The sequence below is a fragment of the Octadecabacter antarcticus 307 genome (genome assembly GCF_000155675.2).
In the GTDB taxonomy this organism is placed as follows: domain Bacteria; phylum Pseudomonadota; class Alphaproteobacteria; order Rhodobacterales; family Rhodobacteraceae; genus Octadecabacter; species Octadecabacter antarcticus.
In genome coordinates, this window is the sequence record NC_020911.1 from 2,718,410 (window position 1) to 2,735,035 (window position 16,626).

Consider the following 16,626-nt stretch of genomic DNA (forward strand, 5'->3'; position numbering starts at 1 on the left):
GGCACTGCTTGGGGCATCGAACAAAGGGGGGATGAACGCTTGGCGCGATTTGACCGCTATATGCTGTCGCAACTCCTTGTCTTGTTTGGGTTCTTTTCCCTTATTCTGGTAGTGATCTACTGGATCAATAGGGCTGTGCGCCTGTTTGATCGCCTGATTGCAGATGGCCAATCGGCGTGGGTGTTTCTTGAACTGACATCGCTGTCCCTGCCCAGCGTTATCCGGATCGTGTTGCCGCTGTCGGCGTTTGTGGCCGCAGTTTACGTCACCAACCGCATGTCATCGGACTCCGAACTGACGGTCGTGCAGGCCACGGGTTATTCACCGTTCCGGCTGGCACGCCCCATCATTTATTTCGGCCTGATTGTGGCTGCATTGATGTCGGTGCTGACCCATATTCTCGTCCCACTATCGACCGAACAACTGACCTCTCGCCAATCTGAAATTTCGCAAACCATGACTGCGCGTCTGTTGACTCCCGGTGAATTTCTAACACCATCAGACGATGTGACGTTCTACATCCGTGAACTCACGCCCAGCGGTGAGATGCTGGACATTTTCATCTCCGAATCCACAGACCCGACCCGACGCACCACCTATACCGCTGCCCGTGCTTATCTTGTGCGCACTGAAAACGGCCCACAATTGGTGATGATCGACGGACTGACGCAAACGCTAGACCATGAAACCAACCGCCTCCTCACCACTGGTTTTGCAGATTTCGTCTATGACGTCGGCGCGTTGATGAACGATGAGTTCGTCCGCAGAGTTTCCGTCAATGGCCTGTCCACATTGGCCCTGCTGCGCCCTAGTGCTGCTGCAATTGCTGCCACCAACAAAACTGGTTACGAATTGAAACTGCGCGGCCACGATCGCATCGCGCAAGCCGCATTGGGATTTGTGGCTGGACTTGTGGGTTTTTCGGCGCTGGTCGTTGGTGGCTTCAGCCGCTTTGGACTGTGGCGCAATATTTTGTTTGCTGTCGGCTTAGTGATCCTGCTTAAGATTCTCGAAAGCACAGGCACCAGTATCGCGCGCGCAAATCCGGCACTTTGGCCATTTGTCTACCTTGCGGGGATCGGTGGCGTGGTAATTTCCGCAATCCTGCTGCACATTGCGGCACGTCCGTATTTCTTCAAACGACGCCCAAAAACCTATTCTCAAGGCGCGCGCATATGATACTGCACCGCTACTTTGCGCGCCGTTTCGCGTGGACATTCACCGCCACATTTGGCGGGTTCTTCGTGTTGATGCTGCTGATTGATCTGGTCGAACAACTGCGCAGATACGGCGGCGAGGCCAGCCTTGGCGACATGCTGCAACTTAGCCTTCTTAAACTTCCGAGCCTTCTCTACGATATTTTACCACTCATCATGGTACTGGCGACGGTGGCGACGTTCCTTGGCCTTGCGCGATCATCCGAATTAATCGTTTCTCGTGCGGCGGGACGATCCGCCCTGCGTGCACTTGTCGCCCCACTGATCGTGACGGTCATAATAGGCGCGATCACCATCGGCGTATTTAACCCTCTCGTTGCTGCCACATCAAAAGAATTCGAGGCTCGTAAAACCACGTTGCGATCAGACGCGCCATCGGTGCTGGCGATCTCGGAAAACGGGTTGTGGTTGCGCCAGGGCGATGACAATAGCCAAACCGTTATTCGTGCTGGCGGCGCTAATCTGGACGGGACGCAATTGCAGGACGTGACGTTCATCAGGTTTTCTAAAACAGGCCACCCAACCCGCCGGATCGAAGCCGCGACGGCCAACCTGACCATCGGCGCTTGGGATCTAACAGACGCCAAAGTATGGCCACTGGTCGGTAACCGCGTCGCCGAAAGTGTGGCCACAATCCACACCACCCTGCGCATCCCGTCCACCCTCACTGCGGATGAAATCCGCGACAGTTTCGGCGTACCATCCTCAATTGCGATCTGGGAATTGCCCGCCTTCATTGACCGACTTGAGGTCGCAGGTTTTTCAGCAACCCGCCATCAAGTCTGGCTGCAAATGGAACTCGCGCAACCTGCCTTTTTGCTGGCGATGGTTCTGATAGGCGCGGGCTTTACGATGCGCCATCAGCGCGGTGGGCGCACGGGCGTCATGGTGCTGGCCGCAATCCTGATCTGTTTTGCACTGTTCTTCTTGCGCAATTTCGCGCAAATCTTGGGTGAGAACGGGCAGATCTCCGCAGGTCTCGCGGCATGGGCGCCCCCACTCGCGGCGATCGCCGGATCCCTTGGCTTGTTGCTGCATCTAGAGGACGGCTGATGCGATTTATTCTTGTTTTCCTCCTGACATTGCTGCCGCTCATGACCCCTGAACTCGCCTCAGCGCAAGGTGCTGCAACCCTTGTGGCCGATACGGTGTTTGTTCCCGCGGGCGGGCAGCAATTGATCGCGGAAGGCAATGTCGAAGTCTTCTTTGACGGCACCCGCCTGTCTGCGCGCCGTATCACGTTCGATCAGGTCGCAGACCAGCTGACAATTGATGGGCCCGTGTTCATCGTCACACGAGACGGCACGATCCTAACGGCGGACACCGCATCGCTGGACCCGCAATTGGAAAACGGCATCCTGCGCGGCGCGCGGCTGGTGCTGGATCAACAACTGCAACTGTCTGCGACCCAGGCTGACCGTGTCGATGGCCGTTACACGCAACTTTATCAAGTTGCCGCCACGTCTTGCCATATCTGTGCCAATGGCGAAACGCCGCTGTGGGAAATCCGCGCCCGGCGGATCATTCACGATCAGGGCGAACGCCAGCTCTACTTTGACGACGCGGCCTTTCATGTTGCCGGCGTACCAATCTTTTACATCCCGCGCATGCGCTTGCCCGACCCGACGTTAACCCGCGCGACGGGTCTGCTGATCCCGAGCCTTAAATCTTCTGAAACATTGGGCACCGGATTCAAACTGCCCTATTTCATCAAGTTGGGCGATCACCGCGACCTGACGCTGACACCTTATCTTTCGACATCGACTACAACGCTCGAATCCGCTTACCGTCAAGCGTTCCTGCGCAGTAACATTTCGATCGAGGCCGCAGTGACCAATGACGATCTTATGGACGCCCCGCGTGCCTATGTTTTTGCCAACGGAATTTTCGATCTCGGGTCTGACATAACGCTGCGTTTTGACGTCGAAGTCACCTCAGATGATGCGTATCTGCTGGAATATGGTTATTCCGGTAAAGACCGACTCGATAGTGAAATCGCATTGCAACGGGTGCGTGATCGCTACCTGACACAGGCGTCGCTGACCCATCATGCCTCGCTGCGGACAGGCGAAGATTCCGCCACATTGCCGCCCCTGCTGACCGACATCAGCTGGGAACGCCGCGTCACCCCTAGCTGGGGCGGCACGCTAACATTAACGTCCGATCAGCAAAGCCATTACCGCACAACTGACGCCCCACGGACAACCCCAAAGGATATGGCAGGGCGTGACGTGGCCCGCATTGGTATTGGCGCGGCGTGGCGCGGGGATCGGATCATGGGGTCCGGGCTGGTTGTCGATGGCACGTTCGGCGCCGATCTGGACTATTACGACATCAGCGACGACACTCTGGTGGGCGACACCCTGCGTTCAACAATCTATGGCCAAACGACCCTGCGCTACCCGCTGATCCGCCAAGGCAGCGGCGCGACCCATGTGCTAGAACCCTTCTTACAACTGGCGTGGGCTGGCGTGCAGGGCGGCGCTGTCACCAACGAAGACAGCACCGCCACCGAATTCGACCAAGCCAACCTGCTGGCCCTGTCGCACTTTTCCGGCGAAGACGCCGTCGAAACCGGGCTGCGGGGGGCGGCTGGCCTGTCATGGACGCGCATCGGGGCTGGTGGATGGGACAGCACCATGACCGTCGGGCGTGTGTCGCGCGACGCACCCGATTTGAACTTCTCGCTCACCTCGGGCTTGCGCGAAGCCGTGTCCGACTGGCTGATCGCGGGCCAGTTGCGCACGCCCGCAGGCTTTGCCATCGACAGTCGGCTGCTGCTCAACGACAGCTTTGACGTCACAAAATCCGAAGCCCGGGTGGGCTGGAACAGCCGCAAACTGGACCTCGCGGCCAGCTACATTTTCTTGCCCGCTGATATGGATGAATCCCGCCCATCGAGCGTGTCCGAATGGACCATCGACACAACCTACCGCTTTGATCAAATCTGGTCGATGGGGCTAGACGCACGCTATGACGTGATGGCAAACGCGCCCACCAGCACCGGCCTGCAAATCGGTTGGCAAAACGAATGTGTGACGGTTGATTTTTCGGTGTCGCGTCGCTTCACGACTTCCACTACACTTACCCCAAGCACGGATTTCGGTCTGTCGGTTGGGTTGAACGGCTTTAGCGCCGGACGCACCTTTGACGCCGCGTCCCACCGCTGCACCAACTGACGATACCGACAACATAAACGACCCGAGTAGTTAATAAAAACGAGGATTTCGATGCGCGCTCTGATATCTGCACTCGCCATTACATCGGCCACGACCTTGGCCTTGTTGTCACCCAACATGACGGCGGCCCAATTTGCCCCCGCCATCATCGTCAACGACAGCGTCGTGAGCGAATTTGAAATCGACCAACGTGTCGCCTTGCTGCTCGCCTTCCGCACGCCCGGTAATCTCGAAGACACTGCGCATGAACAACTGATCCAAGAACGCCTCAAGCTTGAGGCGCTGGATTCTGCCAGATTGCGCATCACTGACGAAGGCCTTGTTTTAGCGATGACAGAATTTGCCACCCGTGCAAACTTGGAACTCGACCAGTTCATCACCATGCTCGGCCAGTCCGGTGTAGCAGAGGAAACGTTTCGCGATTTTGTCCGCGTCAACGTCAGCTGGCGCGACTTTATCCGAACGCGTTTCAACGACAGCGCCCAAGTCTCTGAGGCTGATATCGACCTTGCCCTTGGTCAATCTGGCGCGTCCTCTAGCATCGAAGTGCTGCTCAACGAAATCATTATTCCGGCCCCTGCGGAAAGTGCGCAACAGGCCATGGCAACGGCAGAACGCATCGCACAATTGACCACCACATCCGCGTTCGAAGCCGAGGCGCGCAGCGTGTCTGCGCTGCCGTCCAGAACACGTGGTGGCCGCCTCGACTGGCTGCCAATCTCGAATTACCCGGCGGGACTGCGTGGGCTTCTGCTCAATCTTGCACCCGGTGAAGTCACCGCACCGATCCCGATCACCGATGGCGTGGCCCTGTTCCAAATGCGCGGTTTACGCGAAGTGCCGCGCGCAGCACCCGAACCGGCCGCGATTGAATACGCTGCTTTTCACATCGCGGGCGGTCTTAGCGATCGTGGGTTGGCCGAAGCCCACCGCATCGATGCCCGCGTTGAAACCTGCGATGACCTTTACGGTGTCTCCCATGGCCTGCCTGCCGATCTGCTGGAACGCGACGTTCTGCCGCCCTCCGACATCCCTGCGGACGTGGCGATGGAACTTGCAAAACTCGACACTGGCGAAACATCATATGTACTGACCCGCGCCAATGGCGAAACGCTGGTGTTCTTGATGATGTGTGGCCGCACGCCTGCACTGGGCGATGGCGTTGATCGCGAAACCATCCGCGGTCAGCTGCGCACGCAACGCTTGAACACTTATGCAGACGCCCTGCTCGCCGACCTGCGGGCTGCCGCAACAATCACTTTTAACTAACGCATGAACACCACTCGCAGACCTATCGCTATCAGCTGCGGCGAACCGGCAGGCATCGGCCCCGAAATCGCCGTCACCGCTTGGAATGCGGTGGGTAAAGACATTCCCATGGTTTGGATCGGCGATCCGGCCCACCTGCCCGACGGCACTAAATGGCAGGCGGTCACATCCGCCCGCGACGCGATCACCGCCACCGCCTTTCCGGTCCTGCAACGCGACTTCGGTGCCACGAGCGTCGCAGGCCAACCCGATCCCAGCCACGCGCAAGCCGTGATCGATTCTATTGCCGACGCGGTGGCACTGGTGCAATCGGGCGACTGCACCGCGCTGTGCACCGCACCAATCCACAAACAGGCGTTGATAGACGGTGCTGACTTCGCCTACCCCGGCCACACCGAATATCTCGCAGCCCTCGCAGGCCGCACATCGGTGGTCATGATGCTTGCCAGTGAGTTGCTTCGGGTTGTACCTGCCACAATCCATATCCCGCTGGCACAAGTCCCTGAAAAGCTCACAGCAGCAACCCTGACCGATACAATCCTGATTACCCACAGTGCCCTGATCCGCGACTTCGGCATCGCAAAGCCGCGCCTCTCCGTCGCAGGATTGAACCCGCACGCCGGCGAAGGCGGCAAGATGGGACATGAAGAAATTGAAATGATCACCCCGACCCTCGACGCCCTGCGCGCCGAAGGATTGTCCATCACAGGCCCGCTATCCGCCGATACAATGTTTCATCCAGCCGCCCGCGCGACCTATGACGCTGCGATCTGCATGTACCACGACCAAGCGCTGATCCCGATCAAAACGCTGGATTTCTCGGGCGGCGTTAACATCACGCTGGGCCTGCCGTTCGTGCGCACCTCCCCAGATCACGGCACCGCCTTCGACATCGCGGGAACAGGCACCGCTGACGCGACATCGATGATAGCCGCGATCCGCATGGCCGCTGACATGGCCCGTGCCAGAACTGCGCCCGCAGCATGACGATCGACAGCCTCCCTACCCTCAAACAGGTTATCGACAGCCACGGCCTTGCCGCGCGCAAATCACTTGGTCAAAACTTCCTGCTCGACCTGAACTTGACGGCGAAAATCGCGCGACTGTCAGGGCGCAACGAAGACCACGACGTCCTCGAAATCGGCCCCGGTCCCGGTGGCCTGACCCGTGGTTTGCTGTCTGAGGGCGCACGCCATGTCCTTGCCATCGAAAAAGACGACCGCTGCCTGCCCGCGCTGGCCGAAATCCAATCCGCCTACCCCGACCGCCTGACCGTGCTGTGCGGGGATGCACTCGACATCAACCCGCTCGACCATTTGACACCACCAATCCGTGTTGCAGCCAACCTGCCCTATAATATCGGCACCGAACTGCTGATCCGCTGGCTCACCCCGCAAGACTGGCCACCCTATTGGGACAGCCTGACGCTGATGTTCCAACGCGAAGTGGCACAACGCATCACTGCCGCCCCCGGCTCTAAAGCCTACGGTCGCCTTGCGATCCTGTGCCAATGGCGAACAGACGCGCAGATCGTGATGAACCTGCCACCAGAAGCTTTCTCACCGCCACCAAAAGTCTCAAGCGCGGTGGTCCACCTCACCGCTTTGGCGAAGCCGCGTTTCCCGGCTGACGCCAACATGCTGCAACACATCACGGCGACCGCGTTCAACCAACGCCGCAAAATGCTGCGCTCTTCGCTCAAAGGCCTCAGTCCCGACATCGAAGACCACCTCATCGCGGCCGATATAAAACCCACCGACCGCGCCGAACAGATCGACGTGCAACGCTTCTGCGCCCTCGCAAGGTCCCTCAAAGCGACTTAATCCCGCCTTTGTTTCTTAAATATTCCGTGGAAGACGCATCGCGTCTAGGCCAACGCCCCCTCTTTCCTTACGCGCCGGCGATGCGCCCCCGCCCCCGCCCGCGGCACGCGCAAAGCGACAGCTTCTTCGTCCCCCGAAACGAAAAAGGCCCCCGTCTCCGAGGGCCTTCAAATTATTCTGCCGCTTCGGACGCTGGACCACCCTCAGGTGGCTCATCGGGTCGCGTCTTGGGCTTGCGCGTGCGGCGCTTCTTGGGTGCTTCTTCTGGCGTTTCCACCAATCCTGAATCGCCATCTTCAATCTGTACGGGTTGCTCGACCGGTGCGGGCACAAGGACCGGCGCAGGGGCTGCTGCAGGGGCCGGCGCAGGGGCCGCTGCAGCAGCCTCCTCTTGCGCCTTCATACGGGCATCACGTTCCCGATCACGCTCCGCTTGACGCTCGCGATTTTGCTTATCTTGCTCAATCTGACGCTCACGATTGTGTTTTTCCTGCTCTTCGCGTTTGGCATCAATCTCTTTTTGCGCCTCCGCCAACAGACGCGTGTAATGCTCTGCGTGTTGCGCGAAATTTTCCGAATTCACCGAATCACGCGCCAACAAAGAATCGCGGTGCAACTGGGTGTATTTCTCGACAATCTGCTGCGGCGTGCCGCGCACCTTGCCCTCAGGACCGGAGCTGTCAAACACTCGATTGACAATATTACCACCCGTCGGGCGGGTGTTGCTGCGGCTTTTATTCCGCGAACGGGATCGAGAAGATTTCATAAAGGAAGTCCAGCCTGTGTTTTCTGTCGCAGCCCGATCCCACCTCATGCGGGACAAATCAAATTCGCGAGCTTGCGATGTTCTGGCGTGTGTCGGAGACGGGACCAAAGGGCCATGTTCCATCCGACCCCTCTGACTATGCCGCTCATGGTGTTAATCGCAAGTAGATTCTGTGAAAAAATCTGTGAATCGATGCGTTAAAGTGGCTTTTGGCCCAAAACGACGCGATCACGGGCGTCCAAATCATGGCGAATCTGCACGCACACCAGTCCGGCAGCCCCAAACATTGCAACGACAGCCGCGCCCTGGCTTGGCCCGATTTCAACCATCAGCCACCCGCCTGCCGTCAAATGTTCCCCGGCCCCCGCCGTAATCACACGGTAACAGCCCAACCCGTCGCCACCGTCCGTCAACGCAATGCGCGGCTCATATGACAGTTCCGGCGCAAGGCTCGCCATCTCGGCCAGCGCAAGGTAGGGCGGGTTCGACACGATCAAATCGAACTGTCCGTAGATCGAAGCGTACCAGTCCGAAACAATCAAATCGACGCGGTGATCAATCTCTAGCTTCGCCGCATTGCGCGCCGCAACCACCAGCGCCGCCGCCGACACATCCGATCCAACACCCCTTGCGTCCGGACGGGCGGCTAACAAGCTGAGTAAAACGCATCCAGATCCCGTCCCTAGATCAAGAACACGATCAAAGGGGCGTTCCAACGCGGCAATAACTAAACTTTCGGTGTCGGGCCTCGGGTCCAGAACATCAGGACCGACCTCGAACCGATGCTCATAAAAATCGCGGCCTCCGGTCAAATGCGACATCGGCTCTCGGGCGGCACGGCGTGCGACCAATGCTTTGAAATGAGACACCTGCCCGCCCACCATCGCGGCCGCGTAATCTCCGTATCGCTTAGGAAACGTTGCTTCCCATAACATCCGCGCCTCACGGACCGGGTTTTCGATACCAGCCTTTTGCAAAACCCCTCTGGCCTCGGTCAACAGATCAGCTTCGTTCACCCGCCCATCTCCGCCAGTGCGCTTGCCTGCGCGTCTTGGATCAATCCATCAATCACCTCATCCAAATCGCCCTGCAATATTGCATCCAATTTGTATAATGTCAGATTAATACGGTGATCCGTCATCCGCCCTTGCGGGAAATTATAGGTCCTTATCCGTTCCGACCGATCCCCCGACCCAACCTGCGCCGCGCGATCGGCAGAGCGTTCATCATGCACCTTCTGACGTTCCGCATCATAAAGCCGCGTCTTAAGAACCTGCATCGCAATCTCGCGGTTGCGGTGCTGCGATTTCTCAGAACTCGTCACTACGATGCCCGACGGCATATGCGTTATGCGCACTGCAGAATCGGTGGTGTTGACGTGCTGACCACCCGATCCAGATGCGCGCATCGTATCTATACGGATGTCATTGGCGTTGATCTGAATGTCCACATCTTCCGCCTCAGGCAGCACCGCGACCGTTGCCGCCGACGTGTGAATCCGCCCACCACTTTCCGTCTCAGGGACCCGTTGAACGCGGTGAACACCGCTTTCATATTTCATCCGCGCAAAGACATTGTTGCCCGCAATCCGTGCCGTAACTTCCTTGATGCCGCCCAACTCTGACTGGCTTTCTTCTAGTATTTCAAACGTCCAACCGCGACTTTCGGCGTAGCGCTGGTACATTCGCAACAAATCACCTGCAAACAGCGCCGCCTCATCACCACCAGTTCCGGGGCGAATTTCGAGCAACGCAGGCTTGCCATCGGCGGCATCTTTCGGGATCAATGCCAGCTTTACGGCGGCTTCGGCGTCTGGCAGCCGTTCGCGCAGCTGCGGCAATTCCATCTCCGCCAGTTCTTTCATTTCCGGATCGGACAGCATGGCTTGCGCGCCTTCAATCTCTTCCGTCAAATCTTGATAATGACGCACAACCTCAACCACTGGTCGCAGTTCGGCATACTCACGACTGACGGAAACAAACGCGTCGCCACCCAGCCCCTCCCCCATACGGGCCTCAAGGAATTCGAACCGTTCGGTGATCTGCATAAGACGGTCATTTGGTATCATTGCGTCGGTGTACCCCCGTCCAGCGTCGCCAACCAGCCCTCGATGCGCGCACGGTTCACGCCCATATCAGCCTTGCCAAACCGCAGCCGCCCAAAGACTTGCAGCGTACTTCCGTCTAAAGGCGCAAGTGAGGTCAGCGTCACGGTCGTATAATCGGGAAACCCCATCACGCGACTGCGCGTCACATAGGTGATTTTTCCCTCAGCAACTGTGCCCGCCAAAATCGCCGTGCGCGGCGTCGCAAGAATAATGTCGTCAAGGCGCGCAAGAGTTTCAATCCCATCGCCATCCATCGGGCGCTGCATCACGAAACTACCCGCGCCGGGGTGGTCGCCGGATTCCATGATTGGCAGCTTCGGGTTGTGCCAGAATGCGACATCCGTCGGCCCCAAGCGCACCCAAACCGCAAAGGCGACGAACAAGCCCAAAAGCCCCAAAACAATGATTTTCAGCATCCGTAATCCTTACTGTGTGAAGACAAGTTGTGTACGCGATCTGCCCGAGCGATGCCGCCCAATTCAGCGGTATTTGACGCCTGGTAAAATGCTGAGCATTTCAAACATGATATTGGCCCCAACAAGGGCTGTGTTGCCGGACGTATCATAGGGCGGCGAAACTTCAACAAGATCGCAACCAACGACGTTCAATCCGTTGAGGTTGCGGATCAATTCCATCGCCTGCGGTGTGGTCAGCCCGCCAATTTCGGGTGTTCCGGTGCCGGGCGCAAAGCTTGGGTCAAGACTATCGATATCATAGGTGATATAACATGGCTGATCACCAATCGACGCCACGATCTCTTTACCAAGCGATATCAGGGATTTATGCCACAAACTTGATGAAAGGCGTTGATTGAAGCCCCAATCGGCAGCCTCACTGAAATCTTCCGCGGTATAACCGGTGCCACGAAGGCCGATTTGCCATACTTTTGAGGGTATTATGAGGCCTTCTTCATACGCACGCCGAAACACCGTTCCGTGGGTTTCACGCTCCCCAAACATCTCATCATTTACATCGGCATGGGCGTCCACATGCACCAATGCAACAGCCCCATGTTTCTTGTGCATCGCCCGCAATATCGGCAGCGTCAAAGAATGGTCACCACCGAGCGCCATTGGAATCACCGGATACTTCAGGATGTCCTCGTAAGCCCTTTGAATGATTAACAAACTATCGCTTAGAGAAAACGTATTGATCGCAATATCGCCGAGGTCTGCACATTGCAGGCTGTCAAACGGTGCCGCACCTGTCTGGATATTATAGGGCCGGATCATCGCGCTTTCTTGCCGTACTTGTTTTGGCCCGAACCGCGTGCCGGAACGCCAGCTCGTACCAATATCCATCGGGATACCAACAAAGCCCACATCAAGGCCGTCGGCACTTGCCACCTCGGGCAGTCGCATAAATGTCTGCGGCCCAGAAAACCGCGCGAGGTCATTTCCGGAAATGGGTTGGTTTTTCATCAGCTTACCTTTTGTTCCAAAGCGCGAGACAACTCAGTTCAAACGCAACATGCGCCCCCGCTATGGCCGTGATGCCACTGGGATCATAGGGTGGTGATACCTCAACAATGTCGCCCCCAACCATGTTTATCCCTGCCAAATCGCGCAGTATCGCGGCCGCCTGCCAACTGGCCAGACCGCCCCAAACAGGTGTTCCCGTCCCGGGTGCAAATGCCGGATCCAGTGCGTCGATATCGAAGGTTACATAGGTCGAATTGTCGCCAACAATCTCTCTCGCGCGCGAAACAGTCCACGCCGTGCCCTTTTCATGCACTGTACGGGCGTCAATGTATTCCATCCCGCAATAGTCATCGCAGTCTGTGCGAATACCGATCTGTACCGACCGTTTTGGATCAACCAATCCCAATTTCACCGCCTTATACATGAACGTCCCATGATCAACGCGGTCCATGTCATCGTCCGCCCAAAGGTCGGAATGCGCATCAAACTGAATCACACTCAGCTGGCCGTATTTCGCCGCATAGGCCTTCAGAATCGGCAGCGTGATGAAATGATCGCCACCCAACGTCACCGTTCCCACATCTGCCTCCAAGATACCGGCGATATGTGCTTGGATCGCCGCAGGGGTGCCCACCACATTGGCATAATCAAACGCCAGATCACCATAATCCGCGATGGCAAATTCGCTGAGCGGATCAAACCCCCAACCATAGGGCGGATCATAGGGCTGCAGCGTGCTGGCCTCGCGAATGGCGCGGGGTCCAAACCGCGTTCCAGGTCGGTTGGTGACCGCCTGATCGAACGGGATGCCCGTGACGCACAAGTCCACCCCCTTCAAATCCTTGGTATATTTTCGCCGCAGAAACGACATCGCCCCGCCAAACGTGTTCTCAAACGCGCAGCCCTTCAGGTCATCGCGCGTAAAGGCGAGATCAATCTGCCCCTTGGCATCCTCCAACGCCATTAGCGGCCCTCCAACGGTAAAGCGCGTTCCGCGATGCGGGCAAAGAATGATGCACCATAGGGCGCAGTCGCGTCATCAAAGTCGTAATTCGGCTGGTGCAAACCTGCCGTGTCGCCATTACCGACGAACAGATAGGCCCCCGGAATTTTCTCAAGGAAGTAGGCAAAATCCTCAGCCCCCATTTCGCGTGTGGCGTCGGGCGTCACGATTCCTTCAGCGGCGACTTCGCGCGCGACGTCAACCGCGAATTCAGTCTGTTTCGGGCTGTTAATAGTTGCCGGAAAGCCCACAACGTAGCGCAATGTCGCTTCGACGTTGAAGGCCGCCGCGTGGCCTGCCACGATATCGCCCATGCGTTTTTGGACCATGGCCTGAACGCCCTTGTCGAATGTGCGCACCGTGCCGCCCAAATATGCATCCTCGGGAATCACGTTGTCCGCAGTTCCCGCGTGGATCATCGTCACCGACACCACCAAATCATCAATCGCGCGGTGATTTCTGCTGACGATGGTGCCCATGGCCTGCGCGATGGACAATGCCACTGGGATCGGGTCGCGGGTATCGTGCGGGTAGGCACCATGGCCGCCCTCACCTTTGATGTCGATGTGAAACGTATCAACCGCCGCCATGATCGGTCCCGGTGTTGTGTAAAACTGGCCAACGGGAAAGTTCGGCATATTGTGCAGCGCGTAGACTTCGCCGATGTCGAACCGCGCCAGCATGCCTTCTTGCACCATTAGCTCTGCCCCACCGCCGGTTTCTTCAGCAGGTTGAAATATCAGTGCAACCCGCCCTTTAAAGTTGCGGGTTTCCACCAAATACCGTGCAGCTCCCAGTAGCATTGTTGTGTGTCCGTCGTGCCCGCAAGCGTGCATCTTACCTGGGTTTTTTGACGCCCAACCCACGCCTGTGGTCTCAGCGATTGGCAAGGCATCCATATCAGCACGCAGCCCGATTGTCGGCCCGTCGCCTTCCTTGTAATCGCGGCCGTTGATGATCGCGACGACACCGGAAATGGCGATACCTTCGTGAATTTCATCCACCCCGAAGTCACGCAAACGGTCCACCACGAAGCTGGCAGTTTCTTGGCATTGCTGTCCCAACTCGGGGTGCTGGTGCAGGTATCTACGCCATTGCGTCATATCTTCGGAAAAAGCGGCAATTCGGTTGATGACGGGCATGGGTGGACCTCTGTTCGGTGTGGCAATAACCTAGTCTGACACCAAAGGAGCCACCCCACAACATGGCCAAAGACCCATCCATTCATTCAACCGATCCTGCCCAGCAAATGGACCGCCTCTTGGCGATCATGGCCGCCCTACGCGACCCAAAAACTGGATGCCCATGGGATATCGAACAGACCTTCGCGACCATCGCGCCCTGCACAATTGAAGAAGCCTATGAGGTCGCGGATGCAATTGCGCGCGGCGACATGGACGATTTACGCGGCGAATTAGGCGATCTGCTGTTTCAATCGGTGTTCCACGCGCAAATGGCTGACGACGCGGGGCATTTCAATTTCAGCGACGTGGCCCGCACGATGTCCGACAAAATGGTCGCGCGGCACCCACATGTGTTCGGGCCCGAAGCGAACACTTCATCGCAGGATAAATCCGCCGATCAGCAAAGCTCGGATTGGGAGGTCATCAAGGCTGCAGAACGGGCTGGCAAGAATCAGGGCCGCACGCTGGATGGCGTCGCAGTGGGCCTGCCTGCGCTGCTGCGTGCGTTCAAACTGCAAAAACGCGCAGCACGGGTTGGGTTTGATTGGCCCGATGTCGGCCATGTGATTGACAAAATCGCCGAAGAAGCCGCCGAAGTGGTCGAAGCCCGCGATACATTAACCCAAGACCAAGTCACCGAAGAAGTTGGGGATTTACTGTTCGTCATGGCCAACCTCGCGCGGCATCTGGACGTCGATCCCGAAGTCGCTTTGCGCCAAGCCAACGCCAAATTCCAGCGCCGGTTTGAATTCATCGAAGACGCACTGGCCCGCGATGGCCGCACCCCGTCCGACAGTGACTTGGCAGAAATGGATGCATTATGGGATGCGGCGAAAGTTGCCGAAAAAGCCTAAATCGCGGCCTTTTCTTCAAGCAGTAGCCATTCTTCTTCGGCGTCTGACAGCGTTGAATGGCGGTCAACCAGCGCGTCCGTTGCCTTTTGGAATTTCACCGGATGGTCGGTGAACAATGCGGGATCTGACATCAATTCTTCCAGCTTTGCGATCTCGGCCTCAAGGCGCGCGATGACCTTTGGAAGTTCCTCAAGACGGTGCTTTTCAGTGAAACTCAGGCCTTTGCTGACAACAGGCTTACCCTTACCGGTTTTAGATTTCGACTTGGTTTCCTTGGCAACAACGCCCTCAACCTCGGCCCGCTGGTTCAGATAGTCTGTCCAGCCCCCCGCATAGGTCACGGCCTGTGCATTACCTTCCATTGCGATTGTCGTCGTCGCGACGCGATCAATAAAATCACGGTCGTGGCTGACCAGCAGCACGGTGCCCGGGTAGTCGCCAAGCAGATCCTGCAGAAGGTCCAGTGTTTCGATGTCCAAATCGTTGGTCGGTTCGTCCAACACCAACACATTGGATTCGCGCGCCATCAAGCGTGCAAGCAGCAGCCGCGCCTTTTCACCACCAGACAACGATCGCACTGGCGCGCGCACTTGCCCTTCGTCGAACAAGAATTCCTTCAGATATCCAACGACGTGCTTGGGCTGGCCACGCACCATGATCTGGTCGGCCTTACCGCTCACCGACATGCTCGGATCCGTGGTCAGGTTGTCCCAAAGCGTTGTTTCCGGATTGAGCTTCGCACGCGCCTGATCGAACACCGCGATGTCCAGATTGGTGCCGTGTTTGATTGATCCTTCATCAGGTTCAACTTCACCCAGCAACATTTTGATAAGCGTCGTCTTTCCCACACCATTGGGTCCGACAAACGCGATGCGATCACCACGATTAACTGTCAGGTTAAAGCCGGATACAATCGGCTTTCCGTCAAAGGTTTTACTCAAACCAAAGGCCTCAATAACCTTTTTGCCGGACGCTTGGCCCGCATCCAGTGCCATCGCGGCGGCCCCTTGGCGTTTAATCTGACCGGATTTTTCTGCCCGCAAATCTTGCAATGCCCGCAGGCGACCCTGATTGCGTGTGCGCCGCGCTGAAATGCCTTCAACCGCCCACCGCGCCTCTTGCTTGATCTTACGATTAAGCTTGTGACGCTGCATGTCCTCGTCTTCCCACGTCTTGTCGCGCCATTCTTCAAAATGGGCGAATCCCTTTTCCTGACGGCGCACTTGGCCGCGATCAATCCAAAGGGTGGCGCGGGTCAGCGCGTTCAAAAACGCACGGTCGTGTGAAATCAGCACGAATCCAGTGCGGGTTTGCGAAAGCTCGCGTTCCAACCAGCGAATCGCTTCAATATCCATGTGATTCGTCGGCTCGTCCAGCAACATCAGCCCTGGTGCTTCAGCCATCAGTTTCGCCAATGCCGCGCGGCGACGTTCGCCGCCAGATGCGACATTTACGTCGCGGGCAGGATCAAATTTCAGCCCTTCGGCCACCGCATCAACGCGCCACGCGTCCGATGCGTCCAATCCGCTGGCCGCGTAATCGCCAAGCGTCGCGAACCCCTCCATCGTGGGTTCCTGTTCCATATAGCCTACGGACACGCCGGGTGCCACGACAACGCCGCCCTTGTCGACGTCAACCAAACCCGCCATTACCTTGAGAAGGGTGGACTTTCCCGACCCATTGCGCCCAACCAATGCGACACGGTCGCCCGGTTGCACGACCAAAGACAGGTCTTCAAAGACGGGATCCCCACCAAAAGTGAGGGCGATATCGGTAACTTGTAAAAGGGGTGCGCGTGCCATG

15 protein-coding genes are annotated in these 16,626 nt (G+C 57.5%); 7 read left to right on the top strand and 8 right to left on the bottom strand.

Annotated features, from left to right (window positions below; genetic code table 11):
* The first annotated feature begins 39 nt into the window (after positions 1 to 39).
* From lptF to rsmA, 6 genes are read left to right on the top strand one after another with little or no spacing between them, the layout of a single operon-like run.
* The gene (lptF, locus tag OAN307_RS13745; RefSeq protein WP_015500291.1) at positions 40 to 1,179 is read left to right on the top strand and encodes an LPS export ABC transporter permease LptF; all 1,140 of its coding nucleotides are present in this window, start codon (positions 40 to 42) and stop codon (positions 1,177 to 1,179) included.
* On the top strand, positions 1,176 to 2,270 hold the full coding sequence (gene lptG, locus OAN307_RS13750) for an LPS export ABC transporter permease LptG (protein WP_015500292.1): 1,095 nt from the start codon (positions 1,176 to 1,178) through the stop codon (positions 2,268 to 2,270). Before lptF ends, lptG begins: the two co-directional genes overlap by 4 nt.
* A complete protein-coding gene (locus tag OAN307_RS13755) occupies positions 2,270 to 4,396 on the top strand; it encodes an LPS-assembly protein LptD (protein WP_015500293.1) in 2,127 nt (708 codons plus the stop codon). The genes lptG and OAN307_RS13755 overlap by 1 nt, the downstream gene beginning before the upstream one ends.
* Positions 4,397 to 4,447: 51 nt before the next feature.
* Positions 4,448 to 5,665 (top strand): peptidylprolyl isomerase, encoded by a 1,218-nt coding sequence (locus OAN307_RS13760; RefSeq protein WP_015500294.1) that lies wholly within the window; start codon positions 4,448 to 4,450, stop codon positions 5,663 to 5,665.
* A gap of 3 nt (positions 5,666 to 5,668) precedes the next feature.
* Positions 5,669 to 6,652, top strand: a complete 984-nt coding sequence (gene pdxA / locus OAN307_RS13765; protein WP_015500295.1) for a 4-hydroxythreonine-4-phosphate dehydrogenase PdxA — start codon at positions 5,669 to 5,671, stop codon at positions 6,650 to 6,652.
* On the top strand, positions 6,649 to 7,488 hold the full coding sequence (gene rsmA, locus OAN307_RS13770) for a 16S rRNA (adenine(1518)-N(6)/adenine(1519)-N(6))-dimethyltransferase RsmA (protein WP_015500296.1): 840 nt from the start codon (positions 6,649 to 6,651) through the stop codon (positions 7,486 to 7,488). The genes pdxA and rsmA overlap by 4 nt, the downstream gene beginning before the upstream one ends.
* Positions 7,489 to 7,660: 172 nt before the next feature.
* Here rsmA and OAN307_RS13775 read toward each other — a convergent pair whose 3' ends face one another.
* The 7 genes from OAN307_RS13775 to OAN307_RS13805 all read right to left on the bottom strand — a co-directional run bounded on the left by OAN307_RS13775 (position 7,661) and on the right by OAN307_RS13805 (position 13,927).
* Complete coding sequence (locus tag OAN307_RS13775; protein WP_245540846.1) at positions 7,661 to 8,302, bottom strand: DUF4167 domain-containing protein; 642 nt, start codon at positions 8,300 to 8,302, stop codon at positions 7,661 to 7,663.
* A 149-nt stretch (positions 8,303 to 8,451) separates the two neighbouring features.
* Positions 8,452 to 9,270 carry a peptide chain release factor N(5)-glutamine methyltransferase gene (prmC, locus tag OAN307_RS13780; RefSeq protein WP_015500298.1) on the bottom strand — a complete coding sequence of 273 codons (819 nt, stop codon included), beginning with the start codon at positions 9,268 to 9,270 and terminating at the stop codon, positions 8,452 to 8,454.
* Complete coding sequence (prfA, locus tag OAN307_RS13785) at positions 9,267 to 10,322, bottom strand: peptide chain release factor 1 (RefSeq protein ID WP_044043752.1); 1,056 nt, start codon at positions 10,320 to 10,322, stop codon at positions 9,267 to 9,269. Before prfA ends, prmC begins: the two co-directional genes overlap by 4 nt.
* Positions 10,319 to 10,777: a DUF1499 domain-containing protein gene (locus OAN307_RS13790; protein ID WP_015500300.1), complete on the bottom strand. Its 459-nt coding sequence runs from the start codon at positions 10,775 to 10,777 to the stop codon at positions 10,319 to 10,321. The genes prfA and OAN307_RS13790 overlap by 4 nt, the downstream gene beginning before the upstream one ends.
* 63 nt (positions 10,778 to 10,840) lie before the next feature.
* Positions 10,841 to 11,782, bottom strand: a complete 942-nt coding sequence (gene speB / locus OAN307_RS13795; RefSeq protein ID WP_015500301.1) for an agmatinase — start codon at positions 11,780 to 11,782, stop codon at positions 10,841 to 10,843.
* Between the two features lie 4 nt (positions 11,783 to 11,786).
* Positions 11,787 to 12,746, bottom strand: a complete 960-nt coding sequence (gene speB / locus OAN307_RS13800) for an agmatinase (protein ID WP_015500302.1) — start codon at positions 12,744 to 12,746, stop codon at positions 11,787 to 11,789.
* The gene (locus OAN307_RS13805; protein ID WP_015500303.1) at positions 12,746 to 13,927 is read right to left on the bottom strand and encodes a M20 aminoacylase family protein; all 1,182 of its coding nucleotides are present in this window, start codon (positions 13,925 to 13,927) and stop codon (positions 12,746 to 12,748) included. Before OAN307_RS13805 ends, speB (OAN307_RS13800) begins: the two co-directional genes overlap by 1 nt.
* A gap of 62 nt (positions 13,928 to 13,989) precedes the next feature.
* On the opposite strand from OAN307_RS13805, the gene mazG reads away from it, so the two are divergent.
* Entirely contained in the window at positions 13,990 to 14,823 is an 834-nt protein-coding gene (gene mazG, locus OAN307_RS13810) for a nucleoside triphosphate pyrophosphohydrolase (RefSeq protein WP_015500304.1), read from the top strand.
* Here the strand turns inward: mazG and OAN307_RS13815 are convergent.
* Positions 14,820 to 16,625 carry an ABC-F family ATP-binding cassette domain-containing protein gene (locus OAN307_RS13815; RefSeq protein WP_044043754.1) on the bottom strand — a complete coding sequence of 602 codons (1,806 nt, stop codon included), beginning with the start codon at positions 16,623 to 16,625 and terminating at the stop codon, positions 14,820 to 14,822. The genes mazG and OAN307_RS13815 overlap by 4 nt on opposite strands.
* Position 16,626 lies beyond the last annotated feature (1 nt).